General features: G+C 69.0%; 16 protein-coding genes. 4 read left to right on the forward strand and 12 right to left on the reverse strand.

Going from position 1 to position 17,590, the window contains the following annotated elements; all coding sequences use genetic code 11:
* Position 1: 1 nt before the first annotated feature.
* Entirely contained in the window at positions 2–592 is a 591-nt protein-coding gene (locus BOSE46_RS12100; protein ID WP_159540479.1) for an MFS transporter, read from the reverse strand.
* Between the two features lie 185 nt (positions 593–777).
* Between BOSE46_RS12100 and BOSE46_RS12105 the strand changes: the two genes are divergently transcribed.
* On the forward strand, positions 778–1,296 hold the full coding sequence (locus BOSE46_RS12105) for an MBL fold metallo-hydrolase (protein ID WP_201299623.1): 519 nt from the start codon (positions 778–780) through the stop codon (positions 1,294–1,296).
* A gap of 1 nt (position 1,297) precedes the next feature.
* Here the strand turns inward: BOSE46_RS12105 and BOSE46_RS12110 are convergent, their stop codons facing one another.
* The 6 genes from BOSE46_RS12110 to BOSE46_RS12135 form a co-directional block, all read right to left on the reverse strand.
* Positions 1,298–2,167 (reverse strand): NAD(P)H-hydrate dehydratase, encoded by an 870-nt coding sequence (locus BOSE46_RS12110; protein ID WP_159540480.1) that lies wholly within the window; start codon positions 2,165–2,167, stop codon positions 1,298–1,300.
* Positions 2,151–2,885: a histidine phosphatase family protein gene (locus BOSE46_RS12115; RefSeq protein ID WP_159540481.1), complete on the reverse strand. Its 735-nt coding sequence runs from the start codon at positions 2,883–2,885 to the stop codon at positions 2,151–2,153. Before BOSE46_RS12115 ends, BOSE46_RS12110 begins: the two co-directional genes overlap by 17 nt.
* A 41-nt stretch (positions 2,886–2,926) precedes the next feature.
* A complete protein-coding gene (locus tag BOSE46_RS12120; RefSeq protein WP_159540482.1) occupies positions 2,927–3,343 on the reverse strand; it encodes a hypothetical protein in 417 nt (138 codons plus the stop codon).
* Positions 3,344–3,463: 120 nt separating this feature from the next.
* The gene (locus BOSE46_RS12125) at positions 3,464–4,189 is read right to left on the reverse strand and encodes an ABC transporter permease subunit (protein WP_159540483.1); all 726 of its coding nucleotides are present in this window, start codon (positions 4,187–4,189) and stop codon (positions 3,464–3,466) included.
* Positions 4,186–5,115: an ABC transporter ATP-binding protein gene (locus BOSE46_RS12130; protein WP_159540484.1), complete on the reverse strand. Its 930-nt coding sequence runs from the start codon at positions 5,113–5,115 to the stop codon at positions 4,186–4,188. Before BOSE46_RS12130 ends, BOSE46_RS12125 begins: the two co-directional genes overlap by 4 nt.
* The gene (locus BOSE46_RS12135; RefSeq protein WP_159540485.1) at positions 5,112–5,840 is read right to left on the reverse strand and encodes a hypothetical protein; all 729 of its coding nucleotides are present in this window, start codon (positions 5,838–5,840) and stop codon (positions 5,112–5,114) included. The genes BOSE46_RS12130 and BOSE46_RS12135 overlap by 4 nt, the downstream gene beginning before the upstream one ends.
* A 203-nt stretch (positions 5,841–6,043) precedes the next feature.
* Here BOSE46_RS12135 and BOSE46_RS12140 point away from each other — a divergent pair, with 203 nt between their 5' ends.
* A complete protein-coding gene (locus BOSE46_RS12140; RefSeq protein WP_159542699.1) occupies positions 6,044–6,616 on the forward strand; it encodes a 1-acyl-sn-glycerol-3-phosphate acyltransferase in 573 nt (190 codons plus the stop codon).
* 3 nt (positions 6,617–6,619) lie between these two features.
* Here BOSE46_RS12140 and BOSE46_RS12145 read toward each other — a convergent pair whose 3' ends face one another.
* The gene (locus BOSE46_RS12145; protein ID WP_159540486.1) at positions 6,620–8,749 is read right to left on the reverse strand and encodes a DEAD/DEAH box helicase; all 2,130 of its coding nucleotides are present in this window, start codon (positions 8,747–8,749) and stop codon (positions 6,620–6,622) included.
* A 355-nt stretch (positions 8,750–9,104) separates the two neighbouring features.
* On the opposite strand from BOSE46_RS12145, the gene BOSE46_RS12150 reads away from it, so the two are divergent.
* A complete protein-coding gene (locus BOSE46_RS12150; protein ID WP_159540487.1) occupies positions 9,105–10,211 on the forward strand; it encodes a DNA polymerase IV in 1,107 nt (368 codons plus the stop codon).
* Here BOSE46_RS12150 and BOSE46_RS12155 read toward each other — a convergent pair.
* From BOSE46_RS12155 to BOSE46_RS12170, 4 genes are all read right to left on the reverse strand, one after another.
* Positions 10,183–10,599 (reverse strand): DUF1003 domain-containing protein, encoded by a 417-nt coding sequence (locus BOSE46_RS12155; RefSeq protein WP_159540488.1) that lies wholly within the window; start codon positions 10,597–10,599, stop codon positions 10,183–10,185. The two genes, BOSE46_RS12150 and BOSE46_RS12155, sit on opposite strands and share 29 nt — an antisense overlap.
* 61 nt (positions 10,600–10,660) lie before the next feature.
* Entirely contained in the window at positions 10,661–12,709 is a 2,049-nt protein-coding gene (locus BOSE46_RS12160; protein WP_159540489.1) for a VWA domain-containing protein, read from the reverse strand.
* Entirely contained in the window at positions 12,702–14,087 is a 1,386-nt protein-coding gene (locus BOSE46_RS12165; protein ID WP_159540490.1) for an AAA family ATPase, read from the reverse strand. The genes BOSE46_RS12160 and BOSE46_RS12165 overlap by 8 nt, the downstream gene beginning before the upstream one ends.
* 104 nt (positions 14,088–14,191) lie before the next feature.
* The gene (locus tag BOSE46_RS12170; protein WP_159540491.1) at positions 14,192–15,754 is read right to left on the reverse strand and encodes a glycoside hydrolase family 68 protein; all 1,563 of its coding nucleotides are present in this window, start codon (positions 15,752–15,754) and stop codon (positions 14,192–14,194) included.
* A 261-nt stretch (positions 15,755–16,015) separates the two neighbouring features.
* On the opposite strand from BOSE46_RS12170, the gene BOSE46_RS12175 reads away from it, so the two are divergent.
* Complete coding sequence (locus BOSE46_RS12175) at positions 16,016–17,539, forward strand: glycoside hydrolase family 32 protein (RefSeq protein WP_159540492.1); 1,524 nt, start codon at positions 16,016–16,018, stop codon at positions 17,537–17,539.
* Positions 17,540–17,590: the final 51 nt, after the last annotated feature.

Here is a 17,590-nt window from a genome sequence, read left to right on the forward strand (position 1 = left end):
ATCAGGCCGGTGCCACGGCGTCGGCCGGTACGTCTTCCTTCTTGGCGTTCATCAGGAACACCGCCACCAGCAACGACACCGTCAGCAGCATCGCGCCCCAGAAGAACGCAATGTGATAGCCGTGGACGAACGCGTTGCCGGTCGCCGTCTTGGGCGACTCGCCGACGTGGTCGGTGAGGTAGGCCGTGACGGCCCCGGCGTAGAGCGTGTTGAGCAGCGCCGTGCCGAGCGAGCCACCGACCTGCTGGGACGTGTTGAGCAGAGCGCTCGCGACACCGGCGTCGTGAGTGCCGATGCCGACGAGTGACGTGCTGGAGGCCGTGATGAACACGCCCGCCATGCCGATGCTCATCAGCAGGAGCGATGGCAGGACGAATCCCCAGTAGGAGGTGTCCTCGGTGATCTGGGTCAGCATCAGCATGCCGACGATCGTCAGGGCGAGGCCCGGGATCATGATCGGCATCGGCCCGATGCGTGGCAACAGGTTGGACACGAACCCGGCTGCGCCGATGACGCCGAGGCTGAACGGGAGGAAGGCGAATCCGGACTCCAGCGGCGTGTAGCCCATCGTGATCTGGAAGTAGAACGTCATGCACTCTCGACGAGCTGTCAGCCGATGGACATCATGCGGAGATCGCCCTGCTCGAGCCCGACCTGTACGCGATCACGACGACTCCTTCGACCGGCATCGGTCAGCAGTCGAAGCTCCTGCGCACGCCCGCCGGCAACCTGCTGTGGGATCCCGTCGGCTATGTCGACGCCGACATCGCCGCGCGGGTGCTCGAGCTCGGCGACGTCCGCGCGATCGTCGCGAGCCACCCGCACATGTACGGCGTCCAGGTCGAGTGGAGCCGGCTCCTCGGCGGACCGCCGGTCCTGGTCGCCGAGGCCGATGAGCAGTGGGTGGCCCGGCCTGACGCGGTCGTCGAGACGTGGTCGGGCGACCTCGAGCTGTTGCCGGGCGTGACGCTCAGCCAGCCCGGCGGCCACTTCCCGGGCAGTGCCGTCGCGCACTGGCGGGCCGGCGCCGAGGGACGTGGAGTCCTGCTGACCGGTGACACGATCTTCGCGAACCCCGACCGTACGTCGGTCAGCTTCATGCGCAGCTACCCCAATAGGCTGCCGCTGTCCGGAGCCGTCGTCAAGCGGGTCGCGGCGCACGTCGACCGGTTCGCGTACGACCGGCTCTACGGCAACTTCGACAACTCGATCCACGCGGACGCCCGCGCGATCGTGCATCGCTCGGCGGAGCGCCACGCAGCATGGGTCAACGGCGACTTCGACCACCTGACGTGAGTCAGACCATCGCGATCGTCGCCGCCACCTCGTCGACGAGCTCGCGCGCGAGGTAGCCGGTACGCCCCATCCGTTGGACGAGCCGCTGACCGGCCATCGCGTGGACGTACGTCCCCCAGCAGGCCGCCTGCGCCGGCTCGGCACCGCGCGCCAGCAGCCCGGCCATGATGCCGGCCATGACGTCTCCACTGCCGGACGTGCCGAGGCCGACGTCGGCGTTCTCCTCACGCCAAGCTCCCCCGCCGGGCTCGGCCACGTGGCTGTAGAGGGAGACCGCGGCGCCGAAGCGCTCGGTCACGGCCGCGGCCTCGGCATCGAGGTCGTCGCCGAGCTCCCGTCCGAGGAGTCGGGCCGCCTCCCCGACGTTGGGTGTCAGGACCGTACGGCTTGCGTGCTCGCCGAGCAGGTCCGGCTGCTCGCCGAGGGCACCCAGCGCGTACGCGTCGACCACGAGTCGCGTGCCGTCAGTCACGGCCTTGAGCACCTGCTGCATCAGCTTGGCCGTCTGGTCGGGGTCATCGAGCCCGGGCCCGATCGCGACGACGTCGGCGCTGCCGGCGAGCTCGAGCAGGTGGTCGGGGACGTCGCCGTCGACAGATCCCGTGTCGGTCGACGGCAGTCCCACGACCATCGCCTCCGGGACCGCGATGCTCAGCGCCTGCGCGTTGTCGTCGGTCGTCGCCAGCTGCAGGCGTCCGGCCCCGGCTCTCAGGGCTGCGGTGCCGGCCAGCAGCACCGCGCCCGGTGTGGTGCGGGATCCGCCGACGACGAGCACGGTGCCGCGTGCCCGCTTGCCGCCGTCGGGCTCGGGCAGCGGCCAGTCACGCAGGAGCTGGGCGCTGATGACCTGTGGGTCAGACGGCCGGGGCATCGACGCCCTCCTCGGCGGTCGGGCGCGCTTCCTCGTCCTGCTGGAGGTGCTCGACGTCGTTGAACCGCTCGGTGACCCAGCCGTCGTCGTCGGACCACCGCCAGCTGCTGATGGAGCAGTTGGCGATCGGTGACTTCTTGGCGCCGGCCATGAGCTCCTCCTCGTCGAGCCCCTCCATGACGTACCGGAACAGGGAGACGACGGCGTCGTGGGCGAAGAACAGCACGCGTTGCTCGGGATGGTCCTCGGCGACGTCGCGCAGCAGGCTCCGTATGCGCAGGAGCACGTCCGCCCATGACTCGCCGCCGGGAGGACGGTAGTAGAACTTGCCGAGCCGCTTGCGGCGCTCCGACTCCTCGGGAAACTTCGACTGGATGCCGTGCACCGTGTGCAGGTCGAGCACGCCGAGCTCCCGGTCGCGCAACCGCTCGTCGCGCACCGTCGGCACGTCGAGGCCGTTGAGGGCGATCTCCGCAGTCTGCCGGGCCCGCAGGTACGGCGAGACGATCACGACCTGGGGGTGTTCGTCGTCGGACAGCTCGTGGAGCCAGCCGGCCACGGCCTCCGCCTGCTTCTCACCGGTGTCCGACAGGGGCACGTCGGCGTCGCGTTCGGTGATGTCGATCAGGTCGGAGCCCTTCTCCTCGGCCGTCGTCGCTGCGACGTTGCCGACGCTCTCACCGTGCCTGATGATGCCGATCCATTCGAGCTGGTGCATGGACTGGCTCTACCCGTTGTCCCCTCGGGCAATCGGACGATTCACGGCTGCAGGTCGTCCGCGGGCACCTGGTTGGTGACCTCGGGGCCGGAGCTGTAGACGACCGGATCGTCCTGGACGGGTGCCGGACCGTCGTCCAGGGCCGCTGCGGGCTTCTTCGGTGCGGTCTTCTTGACGGCCGCCTTGGGCGCCGCCTTCTTGGCGTTGAGCCGCTCTGCACGAGCCTTCTTGGCGGGCATCGTGTTGGTCGTGGCCTTCTTGGTCGTCGTGGTCGGCGACGGCGGTTGGGTGACGGGTGCGGTGCTGACCTTGGGCGATGCGTGCGTCGTCGTCTCAGCCGGGTCGTCGGGCAGGATCTTGCGGGCGACGGCAACGGCTCCGTGCAGCCCGCCTCGGGCGACACCGCCCACGACGTGCTGGGCGAGAGACACGGGCTTGTGCAGGATCTTGGTGATCACGGGTGGTGCTCCGTTCGATCGGTTGGGAGTTTCGCTCCGTGCGTACCCTCCGAGCGTCGGATGACACGTGCGCCGCGGTCGAACGCCTGGTGGCGCTCGACCGCGGTCCCGGCCCGGCCGTTACGGCGTGACGTCGCGACGCTTGAACAGCACGAACGCCAAGCCGGTGACAGCCGTCGTGATCGTCACCAGGGAGATCGCCGCTGCGCCGGCACCGATCGTCGCTCCCTCGAGCCGCAGGAGCGGCGTCAGCAGTCCGTACGGCAGGTAGGCCGCAGCATCGCCGATGAACATGCCGATCAGCTTCTCGGCGACGAACGTCCCGGCGACGACCATCACGGCAACGGGCTGGCTGCGGAAGATGAACCCACAGCTCACACCGATGATGCTGAACGCGACGGTGGCGAGGAGCGTCGAGGCCACGATCGGCAGCGACAGCTCCATGCTCAGCTCCTTGTCGGCCAGCATCGGCGCGGCAATGCCCGCGGCGAGGCCGAGGGCAGCCGCACCGAGCACGAGCCCGAGCACGGCATGCGTCGTCATGGTCGCGATCAGGAGCCGCGTACGTCGAGGAGCCGCAAGGAGCCGCTGGCTGATCGTGCCGTAGCGGTACTCGCCGGCGACACGCGTCGCGGCGAACAGGGCCAGGACGACCGCGACCAGGATCCCGACCGAAGCGGTCACGGGCTCGCGGAGCTCTGACGGGGAGTCGAACCCGCCGGAGCCCGCGTCCGACATCGAGCCCCAGGTGATGAGCCCGACGAGTCCGAGCAGCACGGCGACCACGACGTGGTGCGAGCGCAGCGTACGGAGGCGGACGAGGTCCGCGCGGAGCAGGGTGATCATGATGGTGCCTCACTGGGGTAGGTGTCGCTGGGATCGGACTGGGCTGCTGTCGTCAGCTCGAGGAACGTGTCCTCGAGGCTGGCGCGCACGGCAGCCATCTCGTAGATGACGACATGGCGGTCGAAGGCGAGCCGGCCGATGACGTCGGTGCCGACACCGGTCACCACGAGGGCGCCGGCCTCCTCGGACACGTGGGCGCCTTCGGCCTGCAGGTACGACCGCAGGGCGGACTGGTCCGATGACCTGACGTGGACCCGCTCCCCCGCGTTCCTGGCCATCAGGAGGTCGAGCGGTTCGTCGGCGACGATCCGTCCGTGGTCGATGACGACCACGTGGTCGACGGTCTGCGCGACCTCGGCCAGCACGTGGCTCGACAGCAGGATCGTGTGACCCTCGTCGGCGAGGCTGCGCAGGAAGTCACGCAACCAGCGGATGCCCTGAGGATCCAGGCCGTTCGCCGGTTCGTCGAGCACGAGGATGCCCGGCTCGCTGATCAGGGCCGTGGCGAGCCCGAGCCGCTGGTGCATGCCGAGCGAGAACGTGCCGACCCGCCGGTTGGCGGAGCCCGTCAGCTCGACGAGCTCGAGCACCTCGTCGACGCGCGTCCGGGGCATGCGCGCCTCTGTCGCCACCACCCGGAGGTGGTTGCGGGCCGTCCTGGCCGGGTGGGCCGACGACTCGAGCATGGCTCCTACGTGGCGCAGCGGGTCGTCGAGGTCGCGGTAGCGACTCCCGGCGATCCGCACCGTGCCGGACGTGGGTTCCACGAGTCCGAGCAGGGCCCTCAGGGTGGTGGTCTTGCCCGAGCCGTTCGGCCCGAGGAAACCGGTGATCGTCCCGCTCTCGACCGTGAAGCTCAGGTGGTCGACCGCGCGTACGTCCGCATAGTCCTTGCTGAAGTCGTCGACCTCGATGACGGCGCTCATGCCACGTCTTCTTCGGTCTCGCGGTGGCGGGTGACGCGGAGTCCGACGAGGACTCCGGCGCCGACCAGCACGAAGAGCGCGCCGACGACGGTCAGACCCGTCGTGACCTCACCGAGGATCGGCACGGTCGCGCCGACATCGGCGTCGACGTCGACGTCCGAGGAGCCGTCAGCGTTCATGATGACGACGGTCCAGCGTCCCGGCCGGTCGTCGAGCGACCAGTCGATGCTCTGGGTGTCGGTGCCGGTGGCCTGCTCGAGCCAGATGTCGGAGTCGGCGGGGGCGACCGACGGGGCGCCTCCGGCGTGCTGCTCGTACGTCGCTCCCGGATCGTCGATGTCCGTGACGGTCGAGTGCTTGACGCCGTCGAGGTAGGCCTCGACGTCGCCGGATCGGGCAACACCGACGAAGACCGGTGCGGAGCTGCTGGCCGTGACCCGCACGCGTACGCGGCCGAGGACCCAGTCCTCGTCGACGCCGCCGAGCTCGATGGTCTCGCTGGCGACGGCATGGCCGCCGGATGTGAGGCGTGTGGTGTCGCTCGTCAGGTAGCCGTCGTCGCGCCACGAGTTGTCGGCGACGATCAGCGCACCACCGCCGGCGAGCGCGGTGGCGCCGCCCAGCAGTGAGGCTATGGCCACCACGAGCAGGACGATCCGTCCTGCGGACCTCGCCGGCGGCGGGGGCGATGGGTGGTTGGTGGGGGTGTCAAGGCTGGTCGACATCGGGGTTCTCCTGGTGGTGTTTCCCGGTCGGTCGACCGGCGTACCTCCAGCAGACTCGATCCGGGCGCACGGGCCCATCGGGCTGGGCGCAGACCTGGGACGAGGTGACCGCGCGGCTGACGCGGACGTTCGCGGGTGCCAGCACACCGCAGCCGGTGGCCACCCGTACCTGCGGCTTGGGCCGCACCTAGGATCGACGCGTGATGATCCGCCAGCGCCTCGCCCGCTTCGTCGTCCGCCGTGCCGGCTACCGGATGGTCGGTGAGGTGCCGGACACCGGGATCCTGGTCGGCGCACCGCACACGTCCAACTGGGACTTCGTCACGATGCTGCTCGTGATGTGGCACGACGGTGCCCACCCCCGGGTCCTCGTCAAGAAGCAGCTGTTCCGCGGCCCACTCGGCTGGCTGCTCCGACGATTCGGTGGCGTGCCCCTCGACCGGGACAACGCCGCCGGGGTCGTCGGTGACCTGGTGGCCGAGGCCCGCAACGGCGAGCCGTTCCGCCTGATCCTCGCGGCAGAGGGCACGCGTACCAAGGGCGAGTACTGGAAGTCGGGGTTCCTGCGGCTGTCCCGTGACACCGGGCTGCCGATCACCCTCGCGTTCTTCGACCCGCCGACCAAGACGATGGGATTCGGGCCCACGTTCCACGCCTCTGACGACGTCAAGGCCGACATGGACGTGGTCCGGGCGTTCTTCGCCGACAAGCGCGGCATCAAGCCCAAGAACGCGACCGAACCGAGGCTGCGCGACGAATCAGGCCCTGCGGCCTGATCGTCAGGCGGCGTCCCGCTGCTCCAGGGCGTCCGTGAGCAGGCCGACGAGAGCCTCGAGCTGCATGTCTGCCGACGCCGAAACCTCGTCGTCGGAGCCGTCGAGAGCCCGGGCGGCAAGACCCGCCTTGCTGTCGAGCAGCTCGACGATGCGCGTGTCGATCGTCTGCGACGCGATGATGCGCCAGGCCGTGACGGGCTCGTCCTGACCGATCCGGTGGACCCGGTCGATCGCCTGGGTCTGCTCGGCGTCGGTCCACGAGAGCTCGGCCAGCACCATGTTGGACGCGACCTGGAGGTTGATGCCGACTCCCGCGGCGGACAGCGAGCAGACCACGACGGCGACCTCAGGGTCGTTGACGAAGGCGTCGATGTTGCGCTGGCGCACCTTGGGTGTCTGGTTGCCGCGGATCGAGGAGTAGCGGATGCCTCGTCGCTCGAACGTCTCCTCGGCCAGGTCCATGACGTCGATGTGCTTGGCGAAGAAGACGACCTTGCCGACGTTGCGCGCGAGCTGCGCGGTGTAGTCGGCAGCGGGGGCGGCCTTGGCCTGGCCGATGCGGCGCATCATCTGGAAGACGTTCTCGTCGGTCTTCTCCGAGCTCTCGTCGCGCTCCCAGCCGGCCACGCGGCGTACGAGCTCATGATCGATGCCCTCGACCGTGACACCCGAGGTGCGGTTGGCCAGGGCGCTCTCGTAGCGGGCGACAAGCCGCTGGGCGAGCACGCGCTCGGCCTCGCGGATCGACCGGCCGGCCTCGTCGTCGAGCTCGACCGGCAGGTCGGCGATGCGACGGGCGGGAATGTCCGCGGCGACGTCGACCTTGCGGCGACGCACGATGCCCATGTCGATGACCCGCGAACGAGCCGCCGCGTAGAACCCGGAGTCGATCGGTGTCAGACCGGTCTCCTCGAGCGCACCCATGAGCTCGGCGCGCGGCTTCTTGTCGTCGATCCAGCCGAGGAACTGCCAGATCGCCCGGAAGTCGTCGATGTCGTTGATCAGCGGCGTTCCGGTGAGCGCCATCATGAGTGGCTTCACGGTGCGAGCCCGGATGCGCTCCGACAGCTGCAGGACGTGCTGGGACCGCTGCGAGGACTTGTTCTTGATGAAGTGCGCCTCGTCGAGGACCATGCCGCGGAAACCGAGGTCGCCGAGCCAGCCGACGTGACGGTCGAGAACCTCGTAGTTGACGATCACGATGTCGGCGAAGCCGTCGATCGTGTGGCCGTCGCCGTGGATCACGGTCGAGGGGCGGTTGGGCGTCCAGAGCTCCGCCTCACGGGCCCAGTTGGTCTTGACCACGTTGGGGACCACGACCAGCAGCGGGTATGCGTTGGCGGCCTGCGCGGCGAGGAGTGCCTGTGCGGTCTTGCCCAGGCCGGGCTCGTCGGCGAGCAGGAAGGTGCGGTGCCCGTCCTCCGCGGCGGCGATGACCTCGGCCTGGTGGCGCATGAGCTCGAGGCCGACCGGGACCTTGGTGTCGGACGGCTCCGGCAGGTCCATGCATGCCTTGGAGCCGCCGGCGGCCCGCTCGAACGCCGAGAAGAGCGGCCCGAGCAGCTCCCACGTCGCGAGCCGCTGGGTCTGCGGCTTCGCCGACTGGGCGCTCTGGAAGTCGGGCGTGAGGAACGGGTTGGCGAGCTGGCGTGCGACGACGGACTGGGGCACGACGCGGCGCTCGACCGGCGCCGGCCCGACCTCGTCCTCGATCGGGCTCTCCGGCTCGGGCGCCTGCTCGACGCCGGCTGCCTGCAGCATGTCGTGCTTGAGCACGATGGCCGCGTCGGACACGTCGGCGTCCTCCGCGAGCAGCGACAGCAGCGACGTGTCCCGCGCTGCGGTCTGGGCCAGGATCGTCCCGATCCCGTCGAGCCGCTTGAGCTTCTCGGCCCGCTGCGCGTCGGTCAGCGTGGCGTCGGCCTTGGCGCGCGTACGCTCCTCGCGCGCGAGCAGAGCCACGACCTGGAACTTGGTGCGCGTCGACGGTGACACCCGGCCGCGTTGAGCGCCGGCCTCGACCTCGCGTACGGCGCGGGCGAGCACCGACATGATCCCGTCGTTGCCGCCGCGGGCACGCCGCTGGGGTGCGGGACGAGTCGTCCCGGACTGCCGCTGGCCTCGTCTGGCCAAGGTTCCTCCTCCGAAGCGCCCGGCACACTGGCCCGGCGGTGCTGCGACGCCGGATCCGAACCGGACGACGCCGACGAGCCCTGCCGGGTCCGGGCCTTCGGCCTGTCGCGGCGGAACTCGATTGACCGGTCGACATGAGCGACCGGGATGGTGCAACGCCCGCCTCGTGGAGAGATCCGGCCTTGGGCCGGTGCCACGGAACCGATCGTCGAGCGACGTACTCGTTCGACGAGCAGCGGTGCAGGGTTTGTTACGTGAGCGAGTTTACCCGTATACGGCCGCTGTGCGTAGGCGACTCACCAATCGGTCGCAGTTCCGGGTCGACCGCCACCGGCTGTTCCGGCAGGGTGTGGACATGGTGGACATGACCTGGGTGTTGCACGTCGACATGGACCAGTTCATCGCTGCTGTCGAGATCCAGCGGCATCCCGAGCTGGCAGGCGTACCGGTCGTCGTCGGCGGCCGGGGTGATCCGACCGAGCGTGGCGTGGTCTCGACCGCCTCCTACGAGGCTCGGGAGTTCGGCGTCGGCTCCGGCATGCCGCTACGGGTCGCCAAGCGCAAGTGCCCCGACGCGGTGTTCCTCCCGGTCGACGCACCCGCGTACGAGGCGGTGTCCGCCACCGTCATGGAGACCTTGCGATCCCTGACCTGGGGTGGTGTCCCTGTCCTGGTCCAGGTTCTGGGCTGGGACGAGGCATTCGTCGGCCCCGGGCCCGAGCACGGTGACCTCGGCGACCCGGAGGACATGGCTGCGCTCGTCATGGAGTCGGTCCTCGCAGCGACGGGCCTGCACTGCTCCGTCGGGATCGGCGACAACACGCTCCGGGCCAAGAACGCCACGGACTTCGGCAAGCCGCGTGGGACGTACGCGCTGACCGCCGCGAACTGGCTCGAGGTCATGGGCGACCGCCCGACCAAGGCGCTGTGGGGCATCGGCGCCAAGACTGCGGCCAAGCTCTCCGCACTCGGATTCGAGACCGTTGCCGACCTCGTGGCGAGTGATCCCGCCGTGCTCGCCGATGCGCTGGGGCCGACTATGGGTCCCTACTACCGGGGATTGGCCACCGGAGCCTCCGCACAGCCGATCGACCCCCAGCCGTACGTCGCACGGGCTCATGGGCGCGAGACGACGTTCCAGACGGACCTGGACGACTGGGACGCCGTCGCCGACGAGGTGCGCGCGCTGACCGAGCGCGTGCTGGCTGACATCGACGCGGAAGGCCGGCCCGCCGTGCGGGTCGGCCTCAAGATCCGCCTGGCGCCGTTCATCACGGTCACCCGCAGCCTCACGCTCCCCGGCCCGACGAATCATCTCCCCACGCTGAGCGACGCAGCGGTCTCGCTGCTCGACCGCCTCGACGCCCAGCAGAGGGCCCGGCCCGTCCGGCTCCTGGGCGTACGCCTCGAGATGATCCCGCCCGGCGAGGCCGTCAGCCCGGTTGCGCCGCCTCCTCGATGACCCGGCGGTGCAGCTCGGTCGTCAGCACGTGGATCTCGCGGGTGAGATCGGTGTTGGTCTTCAGCTCGAGCTCCTGCTCGACGAAGTCGTGCTCCGCCTTGATCTTCTGGAACTCGGCCTGGCGATTCTGGCCGATCATGACGAACGTCGACAGGAAGATCGCCTCGAGCGAGACGACGAGCGTCAGGGTCGGCCATGGGTTCGACTCCACCCACAGCATCCAGGCGACGAACACCGCCGCATGGAGGTAGACGAACGGCATCGATCCGGCGAACGACGTGATCGCGTCAGCCACGCGCAGCTGGACGTCGTCGAGCCTGCTCTGATGGAACGCCACGACCGCCGGGTGGCGTGGTCCTGCTGAAGTGTTCGGTGCCTGATCGCTCATGGCGAATCTCCTGGGGTTCGTGCCTGCTCGAAGTATGTCCCCAGGGTGTCTGGCGTGGCTGTCAGCCGACCCAGAATCCGCGGCCGCCGCCGAACATGTCGCCGTACGACCCGCCGTAGGCGCCGCGGGCGTCACGGGAGCCGAGGTAGGAGCCGACGACCGCAGCGCCGAGGTCGTCCAGCTCGGGTGCCACCACCGTGCCGCCGGCTCGCCTGGCCATCTGGTCGATGAAGCGAGCAAGGCCCGGGTCCTCGCCGAGGCGGAAGAACGTCGTCTGCGCACCGAGACGCGCCGCGTTGTCGAGCTCCCGCACGGCGTACGCCACGGTCACGGGGTGCGGCGGATAGCTGAAGAACACCTCGCCGCTGGACTCGAGGTGAGACGTCGGCTCACCGTCCGTCACGATCAGCAGCACTGGTTGCGCGTTGGGGTGCTTGCGGAAGTGCCGGTTGGCCAGCAGCAGGGCGTGGTGCAGGTTGGTGCCCTTGTCGTACATCGCGTCGAGCCCCGTGAGCTGCTCGATGTCCATCACCTCGGCATGCCGGCCGAACCCGATGAGCTGCAGGTCGTCACCGCGGAAGCGGCTCGTGATGAGCGTGTGCAGCGCGAGGGCTGTGCGCTTCATCGGCACCCAGCGGCCGTCCATCGCCATCGAGAACGACGTGTCGACGAGCAGCGCCACGCACGCCTGCGTACGCGCCTCGGTCTCCTGGACCTCGACGTCGCCGATCTGGATCTGCAACCCGGCGTCGGTCGCGCCGCCTTCGCCGGCGATGCGGGTGACCGCGTTGGTGATCGTGCGAGTCACGTCCCACGGCTCGGTGTCGCCGAACGCCCATTCCCGGGTGGCGCCGGAACGCTCACCCGCGGCGCCGGCCTGACGGACGTCCCGGTTGCCCTGTCGACCCGACATCGTGTTGGCGACATCGCGCAACAGCGCCTTGCCGAGCTGCCGCATCGCCTTGGGCGTCAGCTTGAGCTGACCGTCGGAGCCGCGCTTCAGCGTGCCGGAGTCGCGCAAGGCCTGCTCGAGCCGCTGGAGCGTACGCGCGTCGACGGCTGCCTCGTCGCCCAGCTGGCGCGTGAGCTTGTCGAGATCGAGGTCGTCCATGCGGGAGCCGTTGTACGACTGCGAGAGCTGCTCTGACAGCTCGTCGAGGTCGGCGATGTCCTGGAAGACACCCGTGCCGTCGCCGAGGCCGAGGCCCTCCTCGCCGTCCATCTGCTCAGCACTCCCCCAGTCCTCGCCGGGCCGGGCCGCCTGGAGGTTGCCGTCCAACCGGGCGAGTGACGACATCAGCTCCGGCGATCCGAAAGCCTGCTGGGCCAGCGCGTCGAGCTCGTCACGCTGCTCCTGGGTCATCGAGTTGCGCATCCGCTGCGCCGCAGCGGCGCGCTGCGCCAATGCGTCAAGCAGCTCGTCGATCGTGCCGGGATTCTCCGGGAAGAACTCGCCATGCTTGGCCATGAAGTCGTCGAACTGCTGCTGGGTGTCCTCGCCGCGCTGGTGTGACTCGAGCAGCGTGTTGAGGTCGTCGAGCATCTCGTTGATCGCGGCCCGGTCCTCGTCGGTGGCGTTCTCCAGCGCGTTCTTCATGCCCGCGAAGCGCTGGTCGAGCATCTCGCGGCCCAGCAGGTCCTTGATCCTCTCGTAGTCCTCGCGCGCGGCCTGGCTTTGCCAGTCGTAGTCGCTCAGCTGGCTGACCGCTGCTGCCGGAGACGGCGGGAGGTTGTCGAGCTGCATCTCGGCGAACGCCCGCTCGCTGTCGTCCATCGCGACATCGCGTGCCAGCTGCTTGCGCTCCTCGAGGACGGCGCGCTCCAGCAGCTCCTTGACCTCCTGGAGCGTGCCGTCGAGGTTGTGCCGCTGCGTCAGCTCGCGTCGTCGCTCAGCGACGCGACGGGCCAGGTCGTCGAGACCGGCCTGGTCCTTGCCCCCGCGCCGCAGGAACTCCCGCATGGCCCGCTCCGGGGAGTAGCCGGCCATGACGTCCTCGCCGATCGCATCGAGGGCCTCCGCCAGGTCGACGGGCGGCGCGAGCGGATCGGGCCCGTCGACGTACTTGCCGTAGCGGGCGCCGCGCGTGAGCCTGCGGTTGGCTCTAGCCATAGATCGTCTCTCCGCCGCCGGTCTCCTTGCTGACCTTGCGCGCGAGGTAGAGCCCCTCGAGCGCGAGCTCGATCGCGCCGGCGCGCTGTCCGTCGTTGGTCGCGCCGAGGCGTTCGCAGACGTCGTCGTAGAGCTCGGACTCGCCCAGCACCGGAAGCCCCGTGAGGAAGTCGCGGGCGGTGACCTGCTCGCCCGTCGTGACGATCGTCCCTTTCTCGATCGCGTCGACCAGCACGGCGAAGTCGATGCCGCGGAAGTGCGCGCGTACGGTCTCGGCCGTCGCCGAGCGGAGCAGGTGGTCGAGGATCTGGTCCTCGCGGCCCTCCTCGCCGGACTCGAACTCGATCTTGCCGCCCAGCACATCAACGGCAGTCTCGAGGTCGACGGGCCGGGCCACGGCCTCGTCCTCACCCTGACGAGTGGCGCGATGGATCGCGGCAGCGGCAATCGTCTCGGCGCCGGCGATCGCGAAGCGGGCGCTGACACCGCTGCGTTGGTCGACGGCAGTCGACTCGCGCAGGCCACGCGTGAACCGGGCGAGGATCTCGACCAGATAGTCCGGCACGTCGGCGACCAGCTCGGCCTCCTGGCGGATCACGGCGACCTCGTCGTCGAGCTCGGCCGGGTAGTGCGTACGGATCTCGGCGCCGAACCGGTCCTTCAGCGGCGTGATGATGCGGCCGCGGTTGGTGTAGTCCTCGGGGTTCGCGCTGGCCATCACCAGCACGTCGAGCGGCAGCCGCAGGACGTACCCGCGGATCTGGATGTCGCGCTCCTCCATGACGTTGAGCATCGCGACCTGGATGCGCTCGGCCAGGTCGGGCAGCTCGTTGATCGCGACGATGCCGCGGTGGCTGCGCGGGATCAGGCCGAAGTGGATCGTCTCGGGGTCGCCAAGGCTGCGGCCCTCGGCGACCTTCATCGGGTCGACGTCGCCGATCAGGTCGGCGACGCTCGTGTCGGGCGTGGCCAGCTTCTCGGCATACCGCTCGTCGCGGTGGCGCCAGGCGATCGGCAGGTCGTCACCGAGCTCGGCAGCCCGGCGAACGCTCGCCGTCGTGATGGGTTCGTAGGGGTGCTCCCCGAGCTCGGAGCCCTCGATGACGGGACTCCACTCGTCGAGCAGGCCGACCATGGTGCGCAGCACACGGGTCTTGCCCTGGCCGCGCTCGCCCAGCAGCACGATGTCGTGCCCCGCGATCAGGGCGCGCTCGAGCTGCGGGATGACGGTGGACTCGAACCCGTGCAGGCCTGGCCACGGATCACGGCCCTCTCGCAGAGCCGACAGGAGGTTGTCGCGGATCTCGGCACGCAGGGTCTTCAGGACATGGCCTGAGGCCTGCAGCTCGCCGACGGTTGCCAAGGTAGGAGCGGTCACGTCTACAACGCTACTGCGGTGCGCAACGCTGGAGAGCGCTCCAGACGACGAGACCCCGCCCCGACCGAAGTCGGAGCGGGGCCTCGCGTCACGTGCTGTCGCGGTCAGCCGCGATAGCGCTTGTTGGCCGGAATGTCGCCGTATCCGCCGAGACCACCCTTGCCGTAGCTCTTGTCGACCGCGGTGGTGTCACCCTTGATCTTCAGACGGACGGTGGGGGCGAGTGAACCGCCTCGCCGAGTGCCGACCGCATCGATGAACGACTCGACCAAGCCGCCGGGCATCACGTAGTGCGAGTACGACTGGTACGCGTTCGGGTTCTCCTCGGGCAGGATGTTCGAGGGTGCCCCGAACGCCGTGTTGAGATCCGTCGGATTGCCCAGCGCCAGGCCACTGCCGCCGTTGAGCGGCTGGTAGTCGCTGCGGACGCCCTTGCCGACGAAGCCGTAGACGCCGTCGGGTCCGTCGATGCCGGCCGCGTACGTGCTGCGGTGGCTGATCGTGAACAGGTAGTACTTGCCGTCCTTGAGGTAGATCTGCGGCCGCTCGGTCTGATCGGTCACGCAGTTCGCCGACAGGATCGGGTCGAGGAAGTGCCACTTCGTCAACGACTTGTTGTCCGCCACCGCGAGTCCGACATTGGCCTGCTGATTGGTCGCGCCGGAGTCGAGGACGTCGTCGAGCTTCTCGGCCGCGGGATCGCCGGGACGGTAGCCCAGGTCGTCCTCGTTGCACGTACGAGCGCCGCGGGTCACCGCAGTGTTGCCCTCGAACACCATGAAGGTCTTGCCCGGGTGAGCCGGATCAGTGAACGTGAACGGATCGCGGAAGTTGTAGAACGGGTTCTGCTCGCCGTTCTGGTAACGGACGCCGTCGGGCCGCAGCAGCTCGTGCTGCTTCGTGAAGCCGGTGAGCCAGACCTTCTTCTTGTTGGCGTGGATCTTGCCGACGCTCTGCGCGATGCGGGCGTCCGCCGGCGTGATGTCGTTGCCGTCGCTGTCGCGGTTGAACGCCAGGTCGGTGTAGAACGCACGGAGCTTGTTGCCACCGAAGATGCGGGTCGATCCCGACCACTCGGCCTGGTGCGTGAAGGTCTGGCCCTCGAACAGTGATGCCGTGGCGCCGTCAGGGAAGACGTTGCCGCCGTAGATCCAGCCGCCGTTCTTCGGACGCTTGGACGCCGGGATGCCGGCCTTGCGATAGAAGAACCCCTGCTTCGCATGGATGTGCCGGTCGTCGAACGTGTAGCCGGCGTGGCGGTCCGCCGTCAGCGCGAAGATGACCTCCCAGCCCTTGAAGCTGAACTGGTCGGCATTGCCGTCGGTGAGCGTCCACGTGTCCCAGACCCAGACGTCCGGATTCGTGTCCGGGAAGTCACCGGACACCGTCGGCATCGTCAACGGCTTGGGCAGCGAGTTCTCGCCGGCCGGCACGTTGGGGTTCGACTGTGCCTCGATCTGGCGGGCGTCGGCCCGGGTCCACTTCGAGGTGAAGTCCGAATACGGACTGTAGGCGCGCTGGCTGTGCTTCGTCGGCTCCGGGAAGCCAGGAGCGGCTTCCGCGGGTGACGTGGCGACGTACGTGGCACCGATCAGCGCCATCGACAGTGCTCCGTTGATGACGAGTCGCCGTGTTCGGCGCCCGCCCGGTTTGGCAATCGTGCGCATGACAAATCACTCCCCCCGAACGCCCGGGCTGACCCCCGATGGACAACCTCCCGAGTAAAGCGCTCGTGGGCCGGGACGCTATGTCGGGCTTTTGACGGAAGTCAACTGACTCATGAGTAGTTCACACGCCCGAAATGCCCTGGAAACCGGGTCGTTACACAGGGACAGCGATCGAGCTGGTGGCAACCAGCCCCGAACTACGCTGACCCGGTCGATGGATGGGCCGGCCCCGGTTGCCGGGCTCTGGGGGAAGGGGGCGGGATGGACCGACGGGTTTTTCTCACGGTGAGTGCTGCGGCGCTGCTCGCTGCGTGCACGCCTGAGAAGTCGCGGCGTGAGCGTCCTCGTACGCTGCTGCGTCGGTCGGCCGATGCGTACCGGCCGCGGGTCCACTACTCCCCGGCTCGCGGGAACCTCGCCGACCCCAACGGCTTGGTCTACCTGGCCGGCGAGTACCACTTGTTCTTCCAGCACGACGGGCGCTGGGCCCATGCGGCCAGCAAGAACCGCCTTCACTGGCGCGACCTCGGCGTCGCGATCGACCGGGAAGGTGAGAACCAGGCGCTGTCGGGCAGCGCGGTCGTCGACCGGCGCAACACGAGCGGGTTGGTGGATGGCTCCGACGGTCTCGTGGCGGTCTTCACCAGCACGGATGGCGGCGAGGCGCAGAGCGTCGCTTCGAGCTCGGACCGGGGCAGGACGTTCACCCGGTATGACCACAATCCCGTGCTCCGACATGACGGCGGCGGCCCGGACTTCAGGGATCCCAAGGTCTTCTGGCACGCAGATTCGGACTCGTGGGTCATGGTCGTCAGCAGCGGGGACCACGTCTCGATCTTCGGCTCGCCGGACCTGATCGAGTGGAGTCACCTGAGCGACTTCGGCCAGGGTCAGGGTCTCCACAGCGCAGTCTGGGAGTGTCCCGACCTCTTCTCGCTGCCCTTGGACGGACACCAGGACGCCACACGATGGGTCATGCACGTCAGCGTCGGCGCCAGCGAGGCGACGGACGGCTCGACGTCGCAGTACTTCGTCGGGACGTTCGACGGGACCACGTTCGTCAACGAGAACGCGCCCGACGACGTCATGATCGCCGACTTCGGCCAGGACTTCTACGCGGCACAGACCTGGTCCGACGACCACCAGGACGACAAGGTCTGGATCGGCTGGCTCGGCAACTGGCGCTATCCCTACGGAGCGCCCACGGGTACGTGGCACGGTGCGATGTCCCTGCCCCGGACGTTGAGCCTGGAGACGCGCTCGGGACGCCCTCGTGTCGTCCAACAGGTCATCGACACGGCACCACTGCGACGCAAGTCGACGGCAGTTCGCGACTTCGCGGTCGAGGGCCTGCACGAGCTGCCGTTCCACCACACGGCGTACGAGCTCGAAGCCACCGTCGAGTGGGATCAGCTCGACGAGGTGGCGGTGCAGCTGATGCGTGGCGACCGTGACTTCGTCAGCGTGGGCTTCGATGCCCGCAACGGGACCGTGTTCGTCGACAGGTCGGCGTCGGGCTCCCACGGTGTCGCCGACCGGGACGGCAACGACGTCACCTTCGGCCGGCGCAGCGAAGCCGTCGACGACCCGGCCATGACGCAGCTCCGCATCCACGCGATCGTCGACAGGTCGTCGATCGAGGTGTTCTTCGACAACGGCCGACACGTGGCGTCGGTCGTCGTGTTCACCGACGAGGGCAACGACGGCATCGCGTGGCAGACGACCGGCGGTCGTGCCACCGTGCGCGACTGTCGCGTCACCGAGCTCGCGGCCATCTGGAGCTGAGCCGGTCCCGGAAGACGACGATGGGCCGCAACCTTGTTGGTTGCGGCCCCG

Source organism: Aeromicrobium sp. 9AM (genome assembly GCF_902506105.1).
Lineage (GTDB): Bacteria > Actinomycetota > Actinomycetes > Propionibacteriales > Nocardioidaceae > Aeromicrobium.

Bases quoted from the DNA above. Each gene is read 5' to 3' on its own strand.
- BOSE46_RS12100 (WP_159540479.1), bottom strand. From the start codon at position 592: ATGACGTTCTACTTCCAGATCACGATGGGCTACACGCCGCTGGAGTCC.
- BOSE46_RS12110 (WP_159540480.1), bottom strand. From the start codon at position 2,167: ATGCCCCGGCCGTCTGACCCACAGGTCATCAGCGCCCAGCTCCTGCGT.
- BOSE46_RS12115 (WP_159540481.1), bottom strand. From the start codon at position 2,885: ATGCACCAGCTCGAATGGATCGGCATCATCAGGCACGGTGAGAGCGTC.
- BOSE46_RS12125 (WP_159540483.1), bottom strand. From the start codon at position 4,189: ATGATCACCCTGCTCCGCGCGGACCTCGTCCGCCTCCGTACGCTGCGC.
- BOSE46_RS12130 (WP_159540484.1), bottom strand. From the start codon at position 5,115: ATGAGCGCCGTCATCGAGGTCGACGACTTCAGCAAGGACTATGCGGAC.
- BOSE46_RS12135 (WP_159540485.1), bottom strand. From the start codon at position 5,840: ATGTCGACCAGCCTTGACACCCCCACCAACCACCCATCGCCCCCGCCG.
- BOSE46_RS12140 (WP_159542699.1), top strand. From the start codon at position 6,044: ATGATCCGCCAGCGCCTCGCCCGCTTCGTCGTCCGCCGTGCCGGCTAC.
- BOSE46_RS12150 (WP_159540487.1), top strand. From the start codon at position 9,105: ATGGTGGACATGACCTGGGTGTTGCACGTCGACATGGACCAGTTCATC.
- BOSE46_RS12155 (WP_159540488.1), bottom strand. From the start codon at position 10,599: ATGAGCGATCAGGCACCGAACACTTCAGCAGGACCACGCCACCCGGCG.
- BOSE46_RS12160 (WP_159540489.1), bottom strand. From the start codon at position 12,709: ATGGCTAGAGCCAACCGCAGGCTCACGCGCGGCGCCCGCTACGGCAAG.
- BOSE46_RS12170 (WP_159540491.1), bottom strand. From the start codon at position 15,754: ATGCGCACGATTGCCAAACCGGGCGGGCGCCGAACACGGCGACTCGTC.
- BOSE46_RS12175 (WP_159540492.1), top strand. From the start codon at position 16,016: ATGGACCGACGGGTTTTTCTCACGGTGAGTGCTGCGGCGCTGCTCGCT.